Annotated in this window: 23 protein-coding genes; 11 read left to right on the top strand and 12 right to left on the bottom strand. The window is 60.5% G+C overall.

Features of this window, described 5'->3' with window-relative positions; translation table 11 throughout:
* Positions 1–8 precede the first annotated feature (8 nt).
* A complete protein-coding gene (locus P0D52_RS09525) occupies positions 9–167 on the top strand; it encodes a hypothetical protein (RefSeq protein WP_394692423.1) in 159 nt (52 codons plus the stop codon).
* Here the strand turns inward: P0D52_RS09525 and P0D52_RS09520 are convergent.
* The 4 genes from P0D52_RS09520 to P0D52_RS09505 form a co-directional block, all read right to left on the bottom strand.
* Positions 164–604, bottom strand: coding sequence for an ArsI/CadI family heavy metal resistance metalloenzyme (locus tag P0D52_RS09520; protein ID WP_394692422.1), 441 nt, complete (start codon positions 602–604; stop codon positions 164–166). The two genes, P0D52_RS09525 and P0D52_RS09520, sit on opposite strands and share 4 nt — an antisense overlap.
* A gap of 11 nt (positions 605–615) precedes the next feature.
* Complete coding sequence (locus P0D52_RS09515) at positions 616–939, bottom strand: ArsR/SmtB family transcription factor (RefSeq protein WP_394692421.1); 324 nt, start codon at positions 937–939, stop codon at positions 616–618.
* Positions 940–1,384: 445 nt separating this feature from the next.
* A complete protein-coding gene (locus P0D52_RS09510; protein ID WP_394692420.1) occupies positions 1,385–2,242 on the bottom strand; it encodes a 50S ribosomal protein L11 methyltransferase in 858 nt (285 codons plus the stop codon).
* A complete protein-coding gene (locus P0D52_RS09505; RefSeq protein ID WP_394692419.1) occupies positions 2,239–4,536 on the bottom strand; it encodes an ATP-dependent helicase in 2,298 nt (765 codons plus the stop codon). The genes P0D52_RS09510 and P0D52_RS09505 overlap by 4 nt, the downstream gene beginning before the upstream one ends.
* A 131-nt stretch (positions 4,537–4,667) precedes the next feature.
* Here P0D52_RS09505 and P0D52_RS09500 point away from each other — a divergent pair, with 131 nt between their 5' ends.
* The 4 genes from P0D52_RS09500 to P0D52_RS09485 all read left to right on the top strand — a co-directional run bounded on the left by P0D52_RS09500 (position 4,668) and on the right by P0D52_RS09485 (position 6,843).
* Positions 4,668–4,985 (top strand): autorepressor SdpR family transcription factor, encoded by a 318-nt coding sequence (locus P0D52_RS09500; RefSeq protein ID WP_394692418.1) that lies wholly within the window; start codon positions 4,668–4,670, stop codon positions 4,983–4,985.
* Positions 4,978–5,589 (top strand): hypothetical protein, encoded by a 612-nt coding sequence (locus P0D52_RS09495; protein ID WP_394692417.1) that lies wholly within the window; start codon positions 4,978–4,980, stop codon positions 5,587–5,589. Before P0D52_RS09500 ends, P0D52_RS09495 begins: the two co-directional genes overlap by 8 nt.
* Positions 5,590–5,648: 59 nt before the next feature.
* Positions 5,649–6,032: a hypothetical protein gene (locus P0D52_RS09490; RefSeq protein ID WP_394692416.1), complete on the top strand. Its 384-nt coding sequence runs from the start codon at positions 5,649–5,651 to the stop codon at positions 6,030–6,032.
* 115 nt (positions 6,033–6,147) lie between these two features.
* Positions 6,148–6,843 carry a CPBP family intramembrane glutamic endopeptidase gene (locus tag P0D52_RS09485; protein ID WP_394692415.1) on the top strand — a complete coding sequence of 232 codons (696 nt, stop codon included), beginning with the start codon at positions 6,148–6,150 and terminating at the stop codon, positions 6,841–6,843.
* Here P0D52_RS09485 and P0D52_RS09480 read toward each other — a convergent pair.
* Together P0D52_RS09480 and P0D52_RS09475 are read right to left on the bottom strand one after the other, a co-directional pair.
* A complete protein-coding gene (locus P0D52_RS09480) occupies positions 6,840–8,477 on the bottom strand; it encodes a chloride channel protein (protein ID WP_394692414.1) in 1,638 nt (545 codons plus the stop codon). The two genes, P0D52_RS09485 and P0D52_RS09480, sit on opposite strands and share 4 nt — an antisense overlap.
* A gap of 31 nt (positions 8,478–8,508) precedes the next feature.
* Positions 8,509–9,744, bottom strand: a complete 1,236-nt coding sequence (locus P0D52_RS09475; protein WP_394692413.1) for an MFS transporter — start codon at positions 9,742–9,744, stop codon at positions 8,509–8,511.
* Between the two features lie 75 nt (positions 9,745–9,819).
* Between P0D52_RS09475 and P0D52_RS09470 the strand changes: the two genes are divergently transcribed.
* Together P0D52_RS09470 and P0D52_RS09465 are read left to right on the top strand one after the other, a co-directional pair.
* Positions 9,820–10,131 (top strand): ArsR/SmtB family transcription factor, encoded by a 312-nt coding sequence (locus P0D52_RS09470; protein WP_394692412.1) that lies wholly within the window; start codon positions 9,820–9,822, stop codon positions 10,129–10,131.
* The gene (locus tag P0D52_RS09465; RefSeq protein ID WP_394692411.1) at positions 10,115–10,591 is read left to right on the top strand and encodes an SRPBCC domain-containing protein; all 477 of its coding nucleotides are present in this window, start codon (positions 10,115–10,117) and stop codon (positions 10,589–10,591) included. The genes P0D52_RS09470 and P0D52_RS09465 overlap by 17 nt, the downstream gene beginning before the upstream one ends.
* Here the strand turns inward: P0D52_RS09465 and P0D52_RS09460 are convergent.
* On the bottom strand, positions 10,588–10,815 hold the full coding sequence (locus P0D52_RS09460; RefSeq protein ID WP_394694783.1) for a ribbon-helix-helix domain-containing protein: 228 nt from the start codon (positions 10,813–10,815) through the stop codon (positions 10,588–10,590). The two genes, P0D52_RS09465 and P0D52_RS09460, sit on opposite strands and share 4 nt — an antisense overlap.
* A gap of 163 nt (positions 10,816–10,978) precedes the next feature.
* Here P0D52_RS09460 and P0D52_RS09455 point away from each other — a divergent pair, with 163 nt between their 5' ends.
* The 3 genes from P0D52_RS09455 to P0D52_RS09445 all read left to right on the top strand — a co-directional run bounded on the left by P0D52_RS09455 (position 10,979) and on the right by P0D52_RS09445 (position 13,652).
* Complete coding sequence (locus tag P0D52_RS09455) at positions 10,979–11,614, top strand: hypothetical protein (RefSeq protein WP_394692410.1); 636 nt, start codon at positions 10,979–10,981, stop codon at positions 11,612–11,614.
* Positions 11,615–11,739: 125 nt separating this feature from the next.
* On the top strand, positions 11,740–12,147 hold the full coding sequence (locus P0D52_RS09450) for a hypothetical protein (RefSeq protein ID WP_394692409.1): 408 nt from the start codon (positions 11,740–11,742) through the stop codon (positions 12,145–12,147).
* A gap of 71 nt (positions 12,148–12,218) precedes the next feature.
* Entirely contained in the window at positions 12,219–13,652 is a 1,434-nt protein-coding gene (locus tag P0D52_RS09445) for a hypothetical protein (RefSeq protein WP_394692408.1), read from the top strand.
* A 224-nt stretch (positions 13,653–13,876) separates the two neighbouring features.
* On the opposite strand, the gene P0D52_RS09440 is transcribed toward P0D52_RS09445, so the two are convergent.
* Together P0D52_RS09440 and fumC are read right to left on the bottom strand one after the other, a co-directional pair.
* Entirely contained in the window at positions 13,877–14,563 is a 687-nt protein-coding gene (locus P0D52_RS09440) for a phytanoyl-CoA dioxygenase family protein (RefSeq protein ID WP_394692407.1), read from the bottom strand.
* Positions 14,563–15,954 (bottom strand): class II fumarate hydratase, encoded by a 1,392-nt coding sequence (fumC, locus tag P0D52_RS09435; RefSeq protein ID WP_394692406.1) that lies wholly within the window; start codon positions 15,952–15,954, stop codon positions 14,563–14,565. The genes P0D52_RS09440 and fumC overlap by 1 nt, the downstream gene beginning before the upstream one ends.
* Before the next feature lie 80 nt (positions 15,955–16,034).
* Here fumC and P0D52_RS09430 point away from each other — a divergent pair, with 80 nt between their 5' ends.
* Entirely contained in the window at positions 16,035–16,415 is a 381-nt protein-coding gene (locus tag P0D52_RS09430) for a RusA family crossover junction endodeoxyribonuclease (RefSeq protein WP_394692405.1), read from the top strand.
* On the opposite strand, the gene P0D52_RS09425 is transcribed toward P0D52_RS09430, so the two are convergent.
* From P0D52_RS09425 to P0D52_RS09415, 3 genes are read right to left on the bottom strand one after another with little or no spacing between them, the layout of a single operon-like run.
* Positions 16,412–17,602 carry a nitrate/nitrite transporter gene (locus P0D52_RS09425; RefSeq protein WP_394692404.1) on the bottom strand — a complete coding sequence of 397 codons (1,191 nt, stop codon included), beginning with the start codon at positions 17,600–17,602 and terminating at the stop codon, positions 16,412–16,414. The two genes, P0D52_RS09430 and P0D52_RS09425, sit on opposite strands and share 4 nt — an antisense overlap.
* Positions 17,592–18,068, bottom strand: a complete 477-nt coding sequence (locus P0D52_RS09420) for a PaaI family thioesterase (RefSeq protein WP_394692403.1) — start codon at positions 18,066–18,068, stop codon at positions 17,592–17,594. Before P0D52_RS09420 ends, P0D52_RS09425 begins: the two co-directional genes overlap by 11 nt.
* Complete coding sequence (locus P0D52_RS09415; RefSeq protein ID WP_394694782.1) at positions 18,068–18,589, bottom strand: SspB family protein; 522 nt, start codon at positions 18,587–18,589, stop codon at positions 18,068–18,070. The genes P0D52_RS09420 and P0D52_RS09415 overlap by 1 nt, the downstream gene beginning before the upstream one ends.
* Positions 18,590–18,659 lie beyond the last annotated feature (70 nt).

Below are 18,659 nucleotides of genomic sequence, written 5' to 3'. Positions count from 1 at the left end.
GCCCCATCATGTCTTCCACAAACTGGCTTGCCGCGCTGAATGGCGGCGACGCAATGACCCACCACTTCGATCGCACCCGCAGCCGGTCCGGCATCCGCCGCCGCGCGGCCACAACCGACGTCAATGCTTTCCTCGACGCCGCCGGCATCAAGGGCCGCAAGCGCTAGCCGCAGCAGGCGGCCGAAGGCTTGGGGTTTTCCTCCAGCCGGGCGCGCTCGGGTGCCGTATCGTCACCATAATTCGTGGTCTGACCGGCGGTGTGGAAAGTTTCCCAGGCAACCCCGTCCGGATCGCGGATCCAGGCCTTTTTCGAGTCCGCATAGCAGCAATTAACGTCTTCCTGATCGAAGATCGGGCTGTCGGCCTTGGTCAGCCTTTCGCGGATATCGGCAAGTTCTTCGACGTCATTCGCCTGGATGCCGATGTGATCGATGCCGGCGTTTTCACCCTTGGTGGAAATCGAGAAATTGACGTAAGGATCGTCCAGCATCCACTTGGCATAATCGTCCTTCTGGACCGTGGGCTCGGTCGCAAATAGTTCATTGTAGAAGGCCACCGACTTTTCGATGTCCTTCACGGTCAGGTTGACGTGAAAGCGTTTCATATCGGCCTCCTTCAGGCACAGGATTTAGCGAGCGGTTGCACCACTTCCGGCGCGCCACGACAGCAATCCATCATCAGAAAATTGATCAATCCCCGCATGCCCTCGTAATTCGCGGCATAGCGCACTATGCGGCCATCGCGTTGCCGCGTGATCAGGCCTGCCCGGTTCAGAATAGCGAGATTTGTCGACATTGTATTTTGCCGCGCCTCCAGCCGTTCGGCGATGTCGCCAGCTGGCAGACCTTGCGGACCCGCCGTCACCAGCAGGCGAAACACATCCAGCCGGGTTTCCTGCGACAGGGCGGCGAGAGCGGTGAGGGAATCTTGCTTATCCATATATCGAGAAATATAGAAATAATGGAAAAGAGTCAAGGCGGGGGAAGGCCAGGGGTGTTCATGAGGGGGGATGGCCGAACCGCCTTTTCGGAACCCAATCGACTTCCCCTCTCCCCCCATGAGGGGAGAGGGTAGGGTGAGGAGTGAACAATCAATACCGCGGAAGGCGCGGGGAATGGGATATCTAATTTCGTCACTCCGGGGCGGGCGTCAGCCTGAACCCGGGACCCATTCCGAGACATTGAGGGCCCGGAATGGATCCCGGATCGCCACTGCGTGCCGTCCGGGATGACGGATACTGATCTTTCTCAATATGGCAGGTCTTTTCCCCTCCCCCTGTGTGGGGAGGGGTAGGGGTGGGGGCATTCAGACATCACCCCACCCTGACGGCTGCGCCGTCGTCCCTCCCCATCGAGGGGAGGGAAAGTGCCCGCGCTCTAACAGTCTATGCCTTCCGCACCACCAGCGTGGACCAGCCTTCCAGCGGATCCTTGCGCTCTATGTGCAGGCCGAGCGCCCGATAGGCGGCGCTGACCTCATCGGCCTGGCTTTCCAGCAGGCCGGAGAGGATGGCGATACTGCCCTCATGCATGGCACGGCCGATGGCCGGGGCGAGGTCGATCAACGGGCCGGCTAGGATGTTGGCAAAGACCAGATCAAAGTCGCGCTCGACCAGCTTGATATGTTCAAACCCGTCCGCGGCGAAAAAATCGATATCTGCCGCATTATTCTTCTCCGCATTGCGGATGCTCTCCTCGACCGCATCGGGGTCGATGTCCGTGGCAAGAATCTCCGCGTCCGGCAGCGCCAGCCGGGCGGCAATGGCCAGCGCGCCCGTCCCGGTGCCAACGTCCAGCACACTCGCGGGCGTGAAGCCCTCCTCCAGCAGCGCATCAAAGGCCAGCAGGCAGCCGCGCGTCGTGCCGTGATGGCCGGTTCCAAAGGCGGGGCCGGCCTCGATCAGAATGGCCAGCTTGCCCTCGGGCGCCGCATCATGACTGCCATGCAGGGCAAAGCGCCCGGCAATCACGGGCGGCAGGCCCGATTGCGACAGCTTCACCCAGTCTTCCTCGGGCAGAGGCGCGCATGTGGCGGGATAATCATCGGGCAGTCCGGCGGTCTGGCGCACAGCTTCGGCGTCGGGTTCGGCCTCGTAGAGCAATTCGATCCAGCCTTTGGTCTCATCCTCCTCGCGCTCGAACAGCGAGACGGACACAGGCCCATCCTCCAGCGCCATCATGGCTTCCGACGCGGCATAAAGCGGACCCATCGGCCCGGCGAAGACAAGTTTCCATAGGGTCATGGCTCGCCCCTCACAAAGCTATCAACCACTTTCTTCTCGCCGGCTTTGTCGAAGGAGACGGTGAGTTTGGCGCCATCGGCGCGCGAGACTGTGCCATAGCCGAATTTGTCATGGAAAACGCGGTCGCCGGCCTTCCATTTGCCCGAGCCGGCAGAGCTGGTCTCGACGAAATTGGCGCGGCCTTCGATCACGGCCGGGCCGCCTTTGCGGCCCGCGCCTGTGGCGGCCTGATAGCGCTTCCAACCGGGTGAGGAATAGGTCGAGATGAAAGGGTCGGCCTGTTCCTTCACGCCTTCAAAGCCCGGCCCTGAATCATAATAGCCGGTGTCGGAAACGGCCTCGACATAATCCGTCGGCATTTCATCAACGAAGCGCGACGGGATGACGGCCTGCCAGCGGCCAAAGATCATCCGGTTGGCGGTGAAGGAAATGACGGCGCGTTCGCGTGCCCGCGTAATGCCGACATAGGCGAGGCGGCGTTCTTCCTCCAGCGCGCTGGTGCCGCCCTCATCCAGGGAGCGTTGCGAAGGGAAGACCGTCTCTTCCCAGCCGGGCAGGAAAACGAGCGGGAATTCGAGCCCCTTGGCGGCGTGCAGCGTCATCAGGGAGACCTCGTCTCCACCCGATGTCGTATCCAGCTCGGCCACCAGAGAGACGTGTTCGAGATAGGCTTCCAGCGTATCAAATTCGCCCATCGAGCGGACGAGTTCCTTCAGATTGTCGAGCTTCCCGGCGGCTTGCGGGGATTTGTCCTCGCGCCACATGGCGGTGTAGCCGCTTTCATCGAGAATGATCTCGGCCAGCTCGTCATGGCGCATCGTGTCGGCCAGTTGCGCCCAGCGATCAATATCGCGCAGGAAGGTTTTCAGGCCCGTCTTCGCCCCGCCGCGAATTTCATCCGTCTCGGTCATCATGCGGGCGGCGGCCGCCATCGACAGGCCCGCCGACCGGGCCGCATGGGCGACTTTCTGCACCGAGGTCGCGCCAATGCCGCGCTTGGGCGTATTTACGATCCGCTCAAAGGCGAGATCGTCATCAATCGAGCGCACCAGCCGGAAATAGGCATGGGCATCGCGGATTTCGGCGCGCTCGAAGAAGCGTGGCCCGCCGATCACCTTGTAGGGAAGCCCCAGCATGATGAAGCGGTCTTCAAACGCCCGCATCTGCCACGACGCGCGCACCAGAACGGCACACTCTCCATGCTGCCGGCCATTGGAAACCCAGTTCTCGATCTCGTCGGCGACAAAGCGGGCTTCCGCCTCGCCATCCCAGATGCCGCGCACCTGAACCTTTTCGCCGGGTTCATCTTCGGTCCACAACGTCTTGCCGAGGCGCGACTTGTTCGCCGTGATCAGGCCGGCAGCAGCGCCCAGAATATGACCGGTCGAGCGGTAATTGCGCTCCAGTCGAATGACCTTGGCACCCGGAAAATCTTTCTCAAAACGCAGAATATTATCCACTTCAGCACCGCGCCAGCCATAAATGGACTGATCATCATCGCCCACACAGCACAGATTATGTGAGCCTTGGGCCAGCAGGCGCAGCCACAGATACTGGCAGACATTCGTGTCCTGATACTCGTCCACCAGAAGATAGCGGAATTTGCGGTGATACTCCTTCAGCACGTCCGGGTGCTGCATGAAGATCGTCAGATTGTGCAGCAGGAGATCGCCGAAATCGCAGGCATTCAGGATTCGCAGGCGAGCCTGATAGGCCTCGTACAGCTTCTGACCCGCCCCGTCGGCAAATTTGTATTTCGCATCTTCCGGCAGCTTGTCGGGCGTCAGTCCGCGATTTTTCCAACCATCAATCAGCGCACCCAGATAGCGCGGCGTCCAGCGCTTCTCATCAATGCCTTCGGCCTGGATGAGCTGTTTCATCAGGCGCAACTGGTCGTCCGTATCGAGAATGGTGAAGCTGGATTTCAGATCCACCAGCTCGGCATGCCGGCGCAATATCTGCGCAGCGATGGAGTGAAACGTGCCCAGCCAGGGCAGGCCTTCCACCGCTTCGCCAATCAGCTTGCCGACGCGTTCTTTCATTTCCCGGGCGGCCTTGTTGGTGAAGGTCACCGACAGGATTTCCCAGGGCTTCGCATGTCCGGTCGCCAGAATATGCGCCAGCCGCGTCGTCAGAACGCGCGTCTTGCCCGTGCCCGCACCGGCCAGCACCAGAACCGGCCCGTCAATGGCTTCTACGGCCTCACGCTGTTCGGGGTTCAGCCCGTCCATATAATCGGCATCGCGCCGGGGTGGTTGCGGACGGGCCTGCTGGGAAATGGGAAGTGAGCTCATGAAACCCATCTATCACGACGATTCGGGAAATGAGAACAAATATAGCACGCATGGCTCTTGGGATAGCCGTCCGGGCCCTGTAAGTCGCGCGTGATTTGACATCAATTAGATAGTTAGCTAAACGTCAACTTATGAACACCGTATTCAAGGCTCTTTCCGACCCGACACGCCGCGAGGTCCTCACCCTGTTGCGGGACGGCCCGAAGTCGGCCGGTGAAATATCGGCAGAATTTTCTGTGTCGAAGCCCACCATGTCGGCCCATTTCGCGGTTCTCCGCGAGGCCGGACTTGTGCGATCGGAAAAGCAGGGAAAGACCGTGATTTACCAACTCCAGATGTCGGTCCTTGAAGACGCGGTATTTGGTTTCACCAACATGTTAGGCTTATCGCCTGCCGAGGCGCAGCCCCATCCCGAAACACCTGGTCGAAAGGGCAGCTCAAATGACTGACTTCTCCCCCAATAAACCCGCGGCCCGAGCGCTCACGATTGCTGTTGTGCTCCTCATGGCTGCTTTTGCGGTCATTGTAATCGGCAAGGAAGGCAACTGGCTCGATCCGGAGTTCGCCAGACGAGGCGTTAGCGCCCTGTTGGGCGGGTTGTTGATGGTGTGTGGCAATTATCTACCCAAGCTGACGCGCAAGCCGGATTCCGATACCGCCCTTCTGGGTAAAGCCGATCGCGCAGCCGGCAGGATGCTGATTCTCACCGGTCTTGGCTTCAGTGGATTCTGGATATTCGCGCCCTTGGCAACAGCTACGGCGATCGCATCCATTGCGGGTCTCGTTGGGGCGGTCGCATCTTCCGGTATCTGGGCATGGACAGCGCGCCACGCTGTTGGAGGCTCCGCGCGTCTGGCCATTTCCGCGACAGATACGGCAGTACGCGCCAGCGTGGCGATGATTGTGATCTGCATCTTTTTCACATTCGGCATTTTCGAAATAGACAGGATCTGGGGCGATCAGGCGGCGCAATGGTCGGCGATCATATTTTCCCTGATGATCGTTTTCGCAGGCGGATCACCGGTATTGATGCGGCTCTTCCGGCGCGGTTAGAGGCTGAGGGCGAAATGTGCTAATCTGCGCGGAGATCGGCGGAGGCCAGCTGGAGCGGCATGACAAATCTGTTTGATGAACTGACCCGGTTGATCACGAAACAGGGCCTCAATGTTTACGCCGAGGGCGAAGCGACGATCATTCACCGTGCTGCGACCAAGGCGGTCATCCCCACCGGCAGCACGCCACCGGATGAGGCAACGCCGGAGCAATTGCTGGTGCGCGCCCTGATCGTCATGACCACCTATGAAGACAGCGAGGACTTCCTCGATTGGTGTGACGAGTTTGGTTATTCGGCCAGCGATCCGGGCCATCTGGCCGACTTCAAATCCATCGGTGAGGGGATTGCCAATTTTCAGGCCCTGATCGGCGCAGAGCGATTGTCCGAGTTGGGCATGCTGCTGCGGATCGGACAGGCGATCAGTCTGGCGCGCCCGCGCTAGCGAGGTCCAACCAGTCGCAGCAGGACGGCGGCACCTTACTCCACGCAGCTGTCCGCATCCGTTCATGTTGTGACGTGCATCGTATGTGGAAATGCGATCACGGGAGCAAGAATTGATGTCGAGTCGCCGCTATAAGCCAGCTACAGCCTTGCTTGATTTCGCCATCGTGCTGGTCACCATCATTTTAGTGAAATACGTCGCTGGGCTGCATGTCTGGAAATTTGCCGGCCCGATCTCGCTTCTGACGGGCGTTGTGCTCGCCACCATTCTTCTTGCCATACGCGGCCAAAGCTGGGCCGAACTCGGTTTGCGCTTGCCCAAAGGCGTGAAAGGGTGGGGCTGGTTGCCGCTGCAGGTAATCCTGGCGCTCGGCGCTTTTGTTTTTGCCAGCTTGGTGATCAGCCAGCTGATCGAGCCTTATTGGCCGCGGCTGGCATCCAACGAAGATCGCTTCGAGGGCATCTATCAAAACTTGCCCTATTTCCTTCTCTGGCTGGCTATTGCCGTGTTCCATGGTGGCGTATTCGAAGAGCTGATCTTCCGCGGCTTCTTCATTTCGAGGTTGGAAGCGGTGTTCGACTCGGTGGTTGGGCGAACGGCTATTGCCATTGTGATGGCTGGCGTCATTTTCGGCTTGCGGCATATGGACAATCAGGGTCTGCACGGCGTTATGGTGACCGGCGGCGGAGCGATTGTGCTCGGCGTGCTCTATGTCATGTTCAGGCGAAATCTCTTGCCCCTGATCATCGCCCATGCCCTGATCGGCATTCTGAACATGACTGTCCGCTATGCGGTCGAGCCTACGACCTAGCGGTGCTCTTCCTCATGCGCATCGGCCAGCGCCTTGGCGTAGGCGGCATGGGCATCGACGCGGGACAGATAGCCGACCACGACCTGATCGCCGGAGCGGGACCGGACGATGGTGCCGTCAATGGCTTCCGCCGACAGGAAGCCAATGGCGCGGCCCAGATAGTCATCTTCATAGAGACACGCCGCTTCGCTGTCTGAATCCGCTCCGGCCTCTTTTTCCTGCATGGGCGTCATGATATCCCGCACCCGGATGGTTTGCAGAAGCACGCGGGCCTGTCCGCGTGAAAGGTCGAAACCGCGGCGCAGGATTTGAAGGTGAAAAATGCTGCCCCCCGCCAGAGACTGGCTGAGCACCGTCGCCAGTGAAACCGCGATCAGAACGGCAACAGACGCCTCATAGCTGGCGGTCAGTTCAAAGACGATCAGCGTGGTCGAAAGCGGCGCGCCCAGAGCCGCACCGGCCACCGCGCCCATACCGACGACCGCATAGAAGGGAATGCCCGCCGTTTCTGCGCCGGTCATGGCCAAAAGCCCGCCAAAGGCCGCGCCGAGCATGGCCCCCAGATAGAGCGAGGGCGAGAACACTCCTCCACCGAAGCGGAAGCCAAGCGTGATCCCGACCGCCAGCAGCTTGAGGACAACGAGCATCAGCAGGGTAAGAATACCGTAAGAGCCGCCAAGCGCTGCTGCCGTGGCTTCATAGCCAACGCCCAGGATTTCCGGCGCAATTAGCGCCAGTGCGCCGATGCAAAGCCCCCCGATTGGTGGCAGGGCCCAGAGGGGCCAGCCGATCCGTTCGGACTGCTGCGCGATCAGGCGCGGCAAGTGAATACTGGTCAGGATAAAGGCGCTGGCGAGCACAGCGGCCGCGAGGCCCAGACCAATGACGCCCGGAAGGTCCCAGATACTGGCCGGAGAAAGTGCCGGCATCGCAAACGCCGGCGAGGCGCCGAGATGCAGGCGGGATATCAGCGCGCCGGTGACGCTGGCAATCGCCACGGGCGCAATCGAGCGCAGGGCGTAATGGCCCAGCACGATCTCGAATGCGAAGAGCGCGCCCGCAACCGGTGCATTGAAACTGGCGGCCACGGCGGCAGCAGCGCCGCACGCCAACAGGATTCGGGCTGAACGGGCCGGCAGGCCCAGCCGCCGGGCGATGAAGGAGGCGATGGCCGCACCGAGATGCACAACCGGGCCTTCGCGTCCCGCAGAGCCACCGGTTCCCAGCGAGATGGCCGCTATGCTTGCCGACAGCAAACCGTTGGGCAGTTCGATCCGGCCCTGGCGGGCGGCGCGTGCTTCCATGACGTCGGCGACCGCGCTGGCCTGACCGCGAGGCAGCCAGTTGCGCGTCTGGCCCAGCCACAACAGTCCGGCGACGAGCAGCCCCCCGGCGGTCGGGACCAGCAAGACCTGCCAGAAGGGAATATTCGCTGCTCCGGAAACCAGCGCGTCGTGATTTGCGCCGAACATCAGCAGGGAGATACCGTGAAGACTGAGGATGAAAGCAATGGCGGCATAGGCCGAGATTGCGCCCGTCATGACGCCCAGCAGCCAGAGCGCGGGCGAACGGCCTTCACGCCATTGGCGGGCCAGCCATGTCAGGGGTTGGAAGGAGGCAGCGCTTTCGGTCACGTTTTGGGTAAACGCCGCCCAGCGCTCCCCGTCAAGGCCGCCCGTCGAGATGGCGCGCTTTTCGAAGCTCCGGGAAGAGCTTGGCCCAGATCGCCGCGACGGCCAGCGTGCCGGCCCCGCCAATCATAACGGTCGCTTTTGCGCCGATGGCGGCGGCCACGACGCCGGCCCGGAATTCTCCCAATTCGTTGGAGGCGCCGATGAAGATCATGTTCACGGCATTGACACGGCCCCGCAGCCGGTCGGGCGTCCACAGCTGGATCAGCGTTTCGCGGATATAGACGCTGATCATGTCAGCCCCGCCCGCAAACATGAGCACAACGATGGAAAGCCAGGCCAGTTCGGAAACGCCGAACACGATGATCATCGCGCCGAACACGCCAACAAAAATGAAAAGGTAAAGCCCCGCATGATCCTTGATTGACCGCGTGGCGAGATAGATCGCGACGGCAATCGCGCCGATGCCGGGCGCGGCGCGCAAGAGGCCCAGGCCGACCGGGCCCACCTCCAGAATATCGCGCGCGAAGATTGGCAGCAGCGCGACCGCCCCGCCCAGCAGGACCGCAAAAAGGTCCAGCGAAATCGCGCCGAGCACGATTTTCTCGTTCCAGATATATTTGAAGCCGGCGAGAATGGTGTCCCAGCTGCGTGGTTCGGTTTCCTTGTGCTGCTCCGGCTTCGGGATGAAAAGCGTCAGTAAGGCGGCAGTCCCCATGAGGATCGTTGCTGCCGAATAGGCGGCGATGGGCGAAATACCATACAGCAAACCACCCGCGACGGGCCCGACAATCGTTGCCAATTGCCAGGCCGAGGAATTGAGCGCGATCGCATTCGAGAGCATGTGCGGCGGGACGATATTGGGAAGCAGGGCCTGCACGGCCGGACCCATGAAGGCGCGGGCCGTGCCGAACACAACGAGAAGCCCGAACAAAATCCAGACAATCTGGCTGCCCGAGACCGTGTAGATAAGGAAGCTGCCGGCCACGCCGGCCATCGACATCATGCAGACCGTCATGATCAGTCGGCGTGGCGCGCGGTCGGCGACTGCCCCCGTCACCAGAACCAGCAGCAAGGCCGGCAGAAACTGTGAGAGCCCGATCAGGCCCAAGAGAAATGCGCTCTCGGTGGCATCATAGACCTGCCAACCCAGAGCCGTGATCTGGATCTGGGCCGCAAAAACGGCGACCGACCGTGACAGCCAGTAGATCAGATAGGGCGTGTGGCGGAAGGCCGACAATTGCGGGGCGGGCGATATGTCAGAAGTCATAGGCGCTTAGAGCGCGGCGCATGAGTCCCGTCAAGCGGGGATTGACTTAAATGTAAGCATTAACTAACGTAAGTTATGGCTTACGAAAATAGTCTCGCAACCCTAGCGAATCCGACCCGTCGCGCCGTGTTTGAACGATTGCGTGACGGTCCGGCTGCGGCCGGCGATCTAGCGCGGCATTTTCCTGTAAGCCGTCCGGCGATCTCGCAGCACCTCAACGCACTGCTGGACGCCGGTCTGGTGGAAGTGGAGCGGCGAGGGACGAAGCGGATCTACTCGATCCGGCTGTTGGCACTGGAAGAGTTGCGCAGCTGGATCGAGGGTTTCTGGGGAACGGCCCTTGTCCGATACAAGGAGGCGCTGGAGCGCGATGAACACGACGACTGATGACAAGACCGCCCCGATAGAGAAATCGATTACGGTCGACCGGAATGCTGAAACGGCATTTCGCTTTTTCACGGAACAATTCGACGCCTGGTGGCCCAAGGAAACCCATTCAATGGGCGCCGACCGCGACGGGATCACGCCCGCACGCGTCGTCATGGAGAGCGGCGTCGGTGGTCGGCTATTCGAAGTTTCGGCAGACGGAACGGAACGCTTCTGGGGCCGCATCGGCATCTGGGAGCCGGGAAAACGCCTGGTCTTTTCCTGGGGCTTCGACAAGCCGGAAGAACAACGCACCGAGGTCGAGGTGAAATTTACCGATCTGGGCGATGGCCGCACACGCATTGATCTCACCCACCGCAATTGGGAAAATGACCCCAAGGGCGCTGAGCTTCGCGAGGGTTATAACAAGGGCTGGGAGCCTGTATTGGAGAGATTGCTGGAGCGTTGCAACGAAAGCTAGTGTGGCGACGGTGTTTGCGCTTCAGCGAGCGCAAACACCCGGCACGCTGACGATAGTGGTTGGTCTGGGTCAGCGGCGGCGCGCGCCTCGTCTATCCCGCGTATCAGCGCCGCAAAGGCCATGCCCCGTTGTTCGGCGGCGGCATCCAGCACCGCCCAGAACTCCGGCTCCAGCGCCAGGCTGGTCCGGTGGCCGGAAATCGAGATTGAGCGCTTCACGAGCATGGCGTTGGCCTTTTCTGCACACAGCCGGATCCGCAAACAGGAGAGCCGGACTGATCCTGTTTGAAGCCTGTATCGCCCGATCCGGTCAAGACCGGCCAATAAGCGCTTGGATTGCCCGGCAATCCGGTTCATCTTTTCCATGGCTTGGGACAAGGGGGAACCAATGAGCAGAATTCTTTTCGCCGTGGCCGTGGCTTGTTTCATGGCCGCGCCAGTGGCCGCACAAGAGTCGTTCAGTGCTTACACGCGCACGGATGGGGAAGACTGCCGCACGCTCGAAGAAATCGAGGAGCAGGGATATTATTTCTATGCGGTCTGTCCGGGCTATGACGGATGGGTGCTACACCTTGATGGCGGCGAACACGGCCAGCGTTCGACCTTCCGGACAAACGCCGCCCCGATTCCCGATGATCAGCGTTCGACCGTTTTCAACTATCCCTACACACGCGGGAATTTTGGCGAATTCCATACTGTTATCGAGTGGCGCGCCGAAGGCGAGGGTGGACAGGCCTATGCCGCCATTCATCGCTATTATGCCAACCTGCCCAGCGACAACGGCGTAAATTGGCGCCGGATCAGCACGTTGACAGTCTCCGCGCTGCGCGATGAACAGGCTGGCGGCACCTGCATGATCGCACACATCGAGGCGGATCAGGTGAGCCATGCCAACCGGATCGCGCAGGACGCCGCAGACCGGCTTGCGCGAACATTCGAATGCGGGGTGGAATCCGCCCTCCTGATCAATGCGGCCTATCCGGATGTGGGGGCGGCAATCCGGGGTGCGAGCTTTGTCCAATAGCGACCTGCGAATGTTTGAAGGCATCGAAGGCTCGGCGATCGACCATCACAGCAGCCACAAGGCTGGCGAGAAAGAGCTTGGCCGCCCGAGGTCCGCTGCAGAGCTGGCGCTGAGTGTGGGATAGAATGATGACGGATTACGAACTGGCCAGCCTGTTTTTCACGATTATGGAGGCCGCACAGGCCACATTCGCCAATTTCCTCGCCATAATCTCCGGCATGATCGCGGTCAGCTATTTCTTCGCCCACAAGCTGGACCGGACACTGTCAGCATTGTTGTTGATCATTTTCTCTCTGTTTTCGCTGGGCTTCATCAACGAGCTGTTTGCCGTCTATTCCGATTTTGCCCGACTGGGCGCCCAAATCAGCGCTCAGGGGCAATTGCCGGACACCGGTCTGGGATGGATGGGGCCGGTCATTGCAGGTGCCGGAGGGCTGGCCCCCGTGCCCTGGATCATCCTGACCATGACCGGTGCTTCCTATCTCGCGACGATCTGGTTCTTTTTCCATGCGCGCGGCATGAAGCGGGAATAATTCAGCCGCCTGCATCCATATCCGCAAAAGATGGCATCTTCATACCAACATGAAATAATAGGTTGGTTGATATGATTGCTGTCTGGCGCACGCTTACATTTCCATTTCGTTTGATCCCCTGGTGGGGGTATCTGTTGATCCTGGGTATTCTGGCCTGGCTCGGCCGGAACATTCTCCTGATTATCGTGACGATCATCGCCTTCCATCCGATACCAGTTCCGCCTCTGTTTCTGAGCGAGCCGGAGACGGTGCTGGAGGCGCGGCTTCAGGATCTCGATCACTTCGATCACGTCCGCCGAAATGAGCGGTCATTCACGCCCGAGCAGCGGCAAGCCTTTGGCGAAGCGATAGATGCGTTGGGCGAACGCGCAGGCCAACTCACCGAGGCCGGCTTCCAGCTGGAACTCGCGCGCCTGCAGGCCACGATCGACAATGGCCATTCCAATGCATCGGCGACCCGCATGGTGCAAACCTTCCCGCGCCTGCCCGTCCGCTCGGCCTGGATGGATGGCGAATTGCGTATCCTGCGCGCACTGCCGGGCCATGAGAACCTGCTCGGCGCGGAGATCACAGCCGTAAACGGCATTCCTGCGAGAGAGGCGCTCCGGCGTTTTCGCGATGCATTTGGCGGGAATGATCAGAATTTCCTGTCTTTTGCGCCGCTCCTGCTGGAAACCCCTGACTATCTCGCCGTGGCCGGGATGGGCTCAGGTGAAACAACAATGGAGGTCGTCCTTGCGGATGGCACGCCGCAGATTGTGCAGCTTTCAGCGGTCTCGCCAGAAGAGGACGCCGAGCGCGTCTATTCGGGCGAGCTGCCCATGCATTGGGTCCGGGAGACTGACGAATGGATTGCGTTCGAACCCGCACGCGATCCGCTTTTCCTGCAAAACCCGGGCAATGACTACTGGTTCGAAGCCCTGCCGGATGGCGAGACGGTCTACATATCGATCCGGTCCAATCTCGACGATGATAGCGGCGAACCGCTCAGCGCCTGGGTGGCGCGCGCCGAAGCGGAAATCCGCGCCCTGTCCCCGCGCCAGGTGATCGCCGATCAGCGCTTCAATGGCGGGGGCGACCTTACCCAGACGGAACCGCTGATGAGCGCGCTGGGCGACATTGTCGGCCCGGATGGCCATGTCTACCTGCTGGCCTCCGGCAATACTTTCTCGGCGGGGATCGTCAACATGGCGATGGCAAAAGAGGCCGCTCCGGACCGCACCATCATCATGGGCGAAGCCATCGGCGACCGGTTGCAATTCTGGGCCGAGGGCTGGTGGTATTCCCTGCCGAACTCCGGTTTCCGCGCGCGCTATTCAACCGGTTTTTATGATCTTCAGAATGGCTGCGAAGGGATATTCATCTGCCATTGGGGCAGTTTGCACATCTTCCCGGTCATCGTCGATGATCTCGATATCAACATCGCCGCGCCATTGACCTTCGAGGCCTATGCAGCAGGGCGCGACCCGGCGATGGAGGCTGTGCTGACGGCTATTCGGGAATAGTTTTTCTCCCTCGCGAGCGGGGGATATGGCCGCTCGCAGTCCCAAAAACGTCAGCATGCTGGCGCTGAGTTTGGGTTGATCTCATCCGGGGTGCCCGGGCTTGACCCGGGTATCCATCAAGCAAGAGAGGATGGTCCCTCGGGTCGAGCCCGAGGGACCCGGGAAATCAGGAGCCTATTTCGGCTTGAGCTTGCGAAGGTTTTCGCCCGCTTGGAAGCGAGACGTCATAAAATAAGTGCCCATTCCAGCGATGCGGGCAATTCGTCAGGGCTGAACTCGACATGCAATACGCGTCTGCGCGCCGGGCGGGTGGCGGACGGCGATGCGTGAATGATCGAGGTCCGAAGCACGAGGATGTCGCCTTCCAGAGCCGTGTGTTGCTTACCCTCACCATCGGCAACCGCCGCTTTCGTTCCAGCATCGTTCAACTTGCCCAGACGATGCGAGCCGGAGATCGTCTGCAGCGGACCGTTGTCTCGCTGACAATCGTCTAGATGTAGCCGCAAGGTAATCATTCGTTCAATGATTTCGAATGGCGGCTCAACGTGTTGTGTGCCGCGCTTCATTGTCCAGTTTTGAAAGCCGGCCACTTTTGCGCGTCCTGCAACCGCGATGGTCCGGTCCTGATGCCAGGGCACGGACCAGTTCGAACGCTCCGACTTGTCGAACACCAACACACGCACGGGCCGCGCAGCGTTAGCCAGAATGCTCGACGCCAGACGCCCCAGCGCGCCGCTCGGGCCAACAAGATTTGTAACCGCGTCGCCCGGACGGTTCAGGCGCGCGCCGGGCTGTCCTTCATACGGCGCAAGCTCCTCGCGGAGCACCGCAAGATCTACTACAGGTAAGCCGGACGGGACGCATACAGCGCCCGTGTCTTCAAGAAGTTTCCGGTGTTCAACCGTCCACACTATTTCGGCTTGATCATATCCGCCGGGATGACGGCCTTGTCGAACTCTTCCGCCGTCACAAAGCCCAGCTTCACCGCCTCTTCCTTTAGCGTCGTGCCGTTCTTGTGCGCGGTCTTGGCGACGGTGGTGGCATTGTCATAGCCGATCGTCGGGGCCAGCGCGGTCACCAGCATCAGGGATTTCTCCATCAGGTCCGTGATCCGGTCCTCATTGGCGACAATGCCGGTCACGCATTTATCGGTGAAGGAGACGCAGGCATCCGACATGATGCGGATGGATTGCAGCATATTGTAGGCCATCATCGGCTTGAAAACGTTGAGCTCGAAATGCCCCTGCGCGCCGCCGACCGTGATGGCGACATGATTGCCCATCACCTGGGCGCAGACCATGGTCATGGCTTCGCACTGGGTGGGATTCACCTTGCCGGGCATGATCGAGGAGCCCGGCTCGTTCTCCGGCAGGGAGATCTCGCCGATGCCGCAGCGCGGGCCCGAGCCCAGCAGGCGGATGTCATTGGCGATCTTGTTGAGCGAAGCGGCCAGCGTGTTCAGCGCGCCGTGCGCGGAGACATAGGCATCATGCGCGGCCAAAGCTTCGAACTTGTTCGGGGCCGTCTTGAAGGGCAGGCCGGTATAATTGGCCACATCCTCGGCAAACGCCTTGTCGAAGCCCGGCTTGGCATTGATGCCGGTGCCGACGGCGGTACCGCCTTGAGCAAGATAATAGAGATAGGCGAGGCCTTCATTGACCCGCTGCATGCCGAGATCGAGCTGCGCGACATAGGCGGAGAATTCCTGGCCCAGGGTCAGCGGCGTCGCGTCCATCAGGTGCGTGCGGCCGATCTTGATGATGTCCTTGAAGGCTTCGGACTTGTCATTCAACGCATTGCGCAGCGTTTGCAAAGCGGGCAGCAGGCGGTGATGCATCTCCTCGGCGGCAGCAATGTGCATGGCCGTCGGGAATGTGTCGTTGGACGATTGCGAGCGATTGACGTGGTCATTCGGGTGAACCGGGTCTTTTGATCCCACCACGCCGCCCAGAATCTGGATGGCCCGGTTGGCGACCACTTCATTCGTGTTCATGTTCGATTGCGTGCCCGAACCCGTCTGCCAGACCGACAGGGGGAAATGGTCATTCCACTTGCCTTCGGCGACCTCGCCCGCGGCCTGTTCGATGGCATCGGCCAGCTCCGGCTCCAGATTGCCGAGCGACTTGTTCACCCGCGCAGCCGAGCGCTTGATAATGCCAAGCGCGCGGATCATGGGCGCGGGCATTGTCTCCTCGCCAATGGCGAAATTGATCAGGGAGCGGGCCGATTGCGCGCCATAAAGCTTGTTATTGGGAACTTCCAGAGGACCAAAGCTGTCTGTTTCGGTGCGGGTTTCGCTCATGGCGCGAGGCTCCTTGCGCAACTGCCGGGAAGGGCAGAAGGTTAATATCGATTCGGATTAGCGTTTATCACCGGGGCGGCATGGATCAAGACGACGCACTGGTTTGGATTGGAAAAGGACGGGTACAGGCCGCGATGTCAGCCGATAGTCTACACTTGCGCGTCGACGCGCTCACCTCGCAATCAAAGCGGTTCAAAACCCTGATTGGCGAGTTTTTCCGTACGGAATTCAAACGGGTGCGTCCGAAATACGGCCCCTATGAAGTCGAGATCCGGATCGAGCGCACCGAAAACAGCCCCGTTCACGATGTCGATAATGTCGCAAAGGCCGTGCTGGACGCGCTGACCGGTTGTGTCTTTCATGATGACAGTCAGGTTGAAAAACTGATGGTCGAAAAAGTCCTGTCCGATCGCGCCCGGGTGAAGGTGAGGGCACGTCCGCTTAACCGGGACGCAGCCTAGCGCCGTCCGCCGGCCAGTTTCGCGGCCTCTGGTCTTCGCCTTAACCGCCCCATGGCCCAGACGCCAACGGCCGGACCGATCGCCAGCGGGATGAAGGCATAGGTCCACCCTGCATACGTGATCCAAAGCGGCAAAAGCTGCACGATGATGGCCGTCAGGGCAAATCCGGTGGCCGTCTGGATTGTCAGAAGCGTCCCGATCTTGTCGGGTGGGCCAAGCTCGGTGATGGCGGCTGAAAACTGGGCACTGTCGGCGATGACGCTCATCCCCCAGGCCAGCAGGACGGGCACCAGCAACCAGACCGGTGCCCCGAACAGAAATCCGGATATGAGGGCGCAGAAACCGCTGACGCTCATGGCTGCCATGGTAATGGTGGTGCGTCCGAACCGATCTGCAGCCCATCCGGCAAACAGACATCCGCCAGCACCAATCGCCACGACGCTGAATGCCGTCAGATCGGCCGCTGCGGCGTTCGAACCGAAATAGGCGTGCAGAAAGACGGGCACCCAGGCCCACATGGCATAGAGTTCCCACATATGGCCGAGATAGCCGAAATTGGCGAGCCTCAGGGCCGGGTCACGAAAGGCCAGGAAGGCCGCGCCGGGGTCAAAGTGCGCGCCGGTTTTGAAGGCCGGACCGGCCGTCGCAAAGCCAATCAAAAGCGCCGCGAGACCCGCAGCAATTGCGCTGAACAGGAAAGGCGTTTGCCAGCCCATGCCGGTATCAAACAGGTTGAAGGCGAAGGGCGTCGCAGAGCCCAGTGTTAGCGCCCCGACCAACAGCCCAACCAGCAGCCCGGCATCGCCCTTCGCCCAGCTGGCCGCCAGCTTCATGCCAACCGGATAGACCAGGGCAAGTGATGCGCCGACCACTGCGCGCGTTACGATCATGGCCACACTGCCGGGTTCGGTCAGCATTGCTATGGCATTGGCTGCGCCCGCAAGCAGCGCGCCGCCCATGAAGACCCGCCGGGGGTCAAACCGATCGGCAAGGCCGAGAATGGCGCTGGTCAGCGCCCCGATTACAAAGCCGATCTGGACCGAAGATGTGAGAGCGGCCTGAGCCGCGCTGTTGATATCTGCCGCAGCCTTCAGTGCGGGCAGGGCCGCCGTTCCCGCAAACCAGACCGACAGCGCCAGCACTTGCGCCAGTGTGATCAGGGCAATCGAGAGCGGTTTAGAGTCCACGCTCTTTCCGGATGCGTTTCACTTCCTCATGCGATTTGTGAAAGCAGGTCGCGCTGGACTTGGTGAGAAGCTTGCCGTCGGCATCCCACAGCCAGCCTTCGGTGAAGAAGAATTGCTTGCCCTTCTTGATGACCTGACCGCGGCACCGCAGCTTTCCCGGCCAGACCGGCGAAATGAAGCTGGTTTTCATTTCCAGCGTCGGCACGACGCCGTCAAATCCCGCCACGGTAACAGCGGCCAGCGACATGGTGTCGTCCAGCATGGCCGTAACCATGCCGCCCTGCACCGCGCCCGTCGGGCTGCAGACGCGCAAATCGGGCTCCCATTGGGCGTCGAACCACATTTCCTCGGAATTCAGATCTATGAATTTGAAGCCAAGAAGCTTGGAATACTCCAGCTGTGTAGGAACTTCGGTAAAGAAATGCCGGATGGTGGCCTCATCCCAGGGCGGTTTGGGATATTTCATTACTTCTTGCGGAAGCTGTCGAGGCTGACAACCTGGGCGCCATCGCCGTTGGCATCAGTGGCTTCTGCAGGAGGGGCGGTCTCGGCTTTTTTGGCTGGCGGCTTTTTCTTCGTCGCCGGTTTGAGCTTGGCAGGTTCCTTGGCCGGCTGGGCTTCCGCCGCATCTTCGGCCTCTCGCATCAGCGGCTCAAACTGCAGATGGAAGCCGACAGATGGATCGTGGAAACGGTTGACCGCCGAATAGGGTACTTTCATGTATTTCGGGACACCGCCGAATTTCAGCGTGACTTCGAAATAATCTTCCTCGGGATGAAGGTCCCAGAACTGGTGTTCCAGAACGATGGTCATCTCTTCCGGATAACGCTCGCGAAGGCTTTCATCGATATCGACGCCGGCACCTTCGGTTTTGAAACTGATGTAAAAGTGGTGAGCTCCCGGCAGACCTTTCGGTCCGGCGGCGCGAATTAAAGCTTCGCGGATGACGCCTCTCAATGCTTCTTGCGCCATCAGATCGTAGCGCATTAGATCAGTCGCCACGATGAACTCCCCCCTTGATCAACTGCGCCAAAAGTAGCCAAGCCGGGCGGGCCGT

Source organism: Hyphobacterium sp., from assembly GCF_043584775.1.
Taxonomy (GTDB): Bacteria; Pseudomonadota; Alphaproteobacteria; order Caulobacterales; family Maricaulaceae; genus Hyphobacterium.
Note: the sequence above shows the minus strand (reverse complement) of the source record. Positions and strands in the feature narration are given on the sequence as shown.

What these genes read in the sequence shown, in the direction of transcription:
- P0D52_RS09525 (WP_394692423.1), top strand. Translation starts at nt 9, where the DNA reads ATGTCTTCCACAAACTGGCTTGCCGCGCTGAATGGCGGCGACGCAATG.
- P0D52_RS09520 (WP_394692422.1), bottom strand. Translation starts at nt 604, where the DNA reads ATGAAACGCTTTCACGTCAACCTGACCGTGAAGGACATCGAAAAGTCG.
- P0D52_RS09515 (WP_394692421.1), bottom strand. Translation starts at nt 939, where the DNA reads ATGGATAAGCAAGATTCCCTCACCGCTCTCGCCGCCCTGTCGCAGGAA.
- P0D52_RS09510 (WP_394692420.1), bottom strand. Translation starts at nt 2,242, where the DNA reads ATGACCCTATGGAAACTTGTCTTCGCCGGGCCGATGGGTCCGCTTTAT.
- P0D52_RS09505 (WP_394692419.1), bottom strand. Translation starts at nt 4,536, where the DNA reads ATGAGCTCACTTCCCATTTCCCAGCAGGCCCGTCCGCAACCACCCCGG.
- P0D52_RS09500 (WP_394692418.1), top strand. Translation starts at nt 4,668, where the DNA reads ATGAACACCGTATTCAAGGCTCTTTCCGACCCGACACGCCGCGAGGTC.
- P0D52_RS09495 (WP_394692417.1), top strand. Translation starts at nt 4,978, where the DNA reads ATGACTGACTTCTCCCCCAATAAACCCGCGGCCCGAGCGCTCACGATT.
- P0D52_RS09490 (WP_394692416.1), top strand. Translation starts at nt 5,649, where the DNA reads ATGACAAATCTGTTTGATGAACTGACCCGGTTGATCACGAAACAGGGC.
- P0D52_RS09485 (WP_394692415.1), top strand. Translation starts at nt 6,148, where the DNA reads ATGTCGAGTCGCCGCTATAAGCCAGCTACAGCCTTGCTTGATTTCGCC.
- P0D52_RS09475 (WP_394692413.1), bottom strand. Translation starts at nt 9,744, where the DNA reads ATGACTTCTGACATATCGCCCGCCCCGCAATTGTCGGCCTTCCGCCAC.
- P0D52_RS09470 (WP_394692412.1), top strand. Translation starts at nt 9,820, where the DNA reads ATGGCTTACGAAAATAGTCTCGCAACCCTAGCGAATCCGACCCGTCGC.
- P0D52_RS09465 (WP_394692411.1), top strand. Translation starts at nt 10,115, where the DNA reads ATGAACACGACGACTGATGACAAGACCGCCCCGATAGAGAAATCGATT.
- P0D52_RS09460 (WP_394694783.1), bottom strand. Translation starts at nt 10,815, where the DNA reads ATGCTCGTGAAGCGCTCAATCTCGATTTCCGGCCACCGGACCAGCCTG.
- P0D52_RS09455 (WP_394692410.1), top strand. Translation starts at nt 10,979, where the DNA reads ATGAGCAGAATTCTTTTCGCCGTGGCCGTGGCTTGTTTCATGGCCGCG.
- P0D52_RS09450 (WP_394692409.1), top strand. Translation starts at nt 11,740, where the DNA reads ATGATGACGGATTACGAACTGGCCAGCCTGTTTTTCACGATTATGGAG.
- P0D52_RS09445 (WP_394692408.1), top strand. Translation starts at nt 12,219, where the DNA reads ATGATTGCTGTCTGGCGCACGCTTACATTTCCATTTCGTTTGATCCCC.
- fumC (WP_394692406.1), bottom strand. Translation starts at nt 15,954, where the DNA reads ATGAGCGAAACCCGCACCGAAACAGACAGCTTTGGTCCTCTGGAAGTT.
- P0D52_RS09430 (WP_394692405.1), top strand. Translation starts at nt 16,035, where the DNA reads ATGGATCAAGACGACGCACTGGTTTGGATTGGAAAAGGACGGGTACAG.
- P0D52_RS09420 (WP_394692403.1), bottom strand. Translation starts at nt 18,068, where the DNA reads ATGAAATATCCCAAACCGCCCTGGGATGAGGCCACCATCCGGCATTTC.
- P0D52_RS09415 (WP_394694782.1), bottom strand. Translation starts at nt 18,589, where the DNA reads ATGCGCTACGATCTGATGGCGCAAGAAGCATTGAGAGGCGTCATCCGC.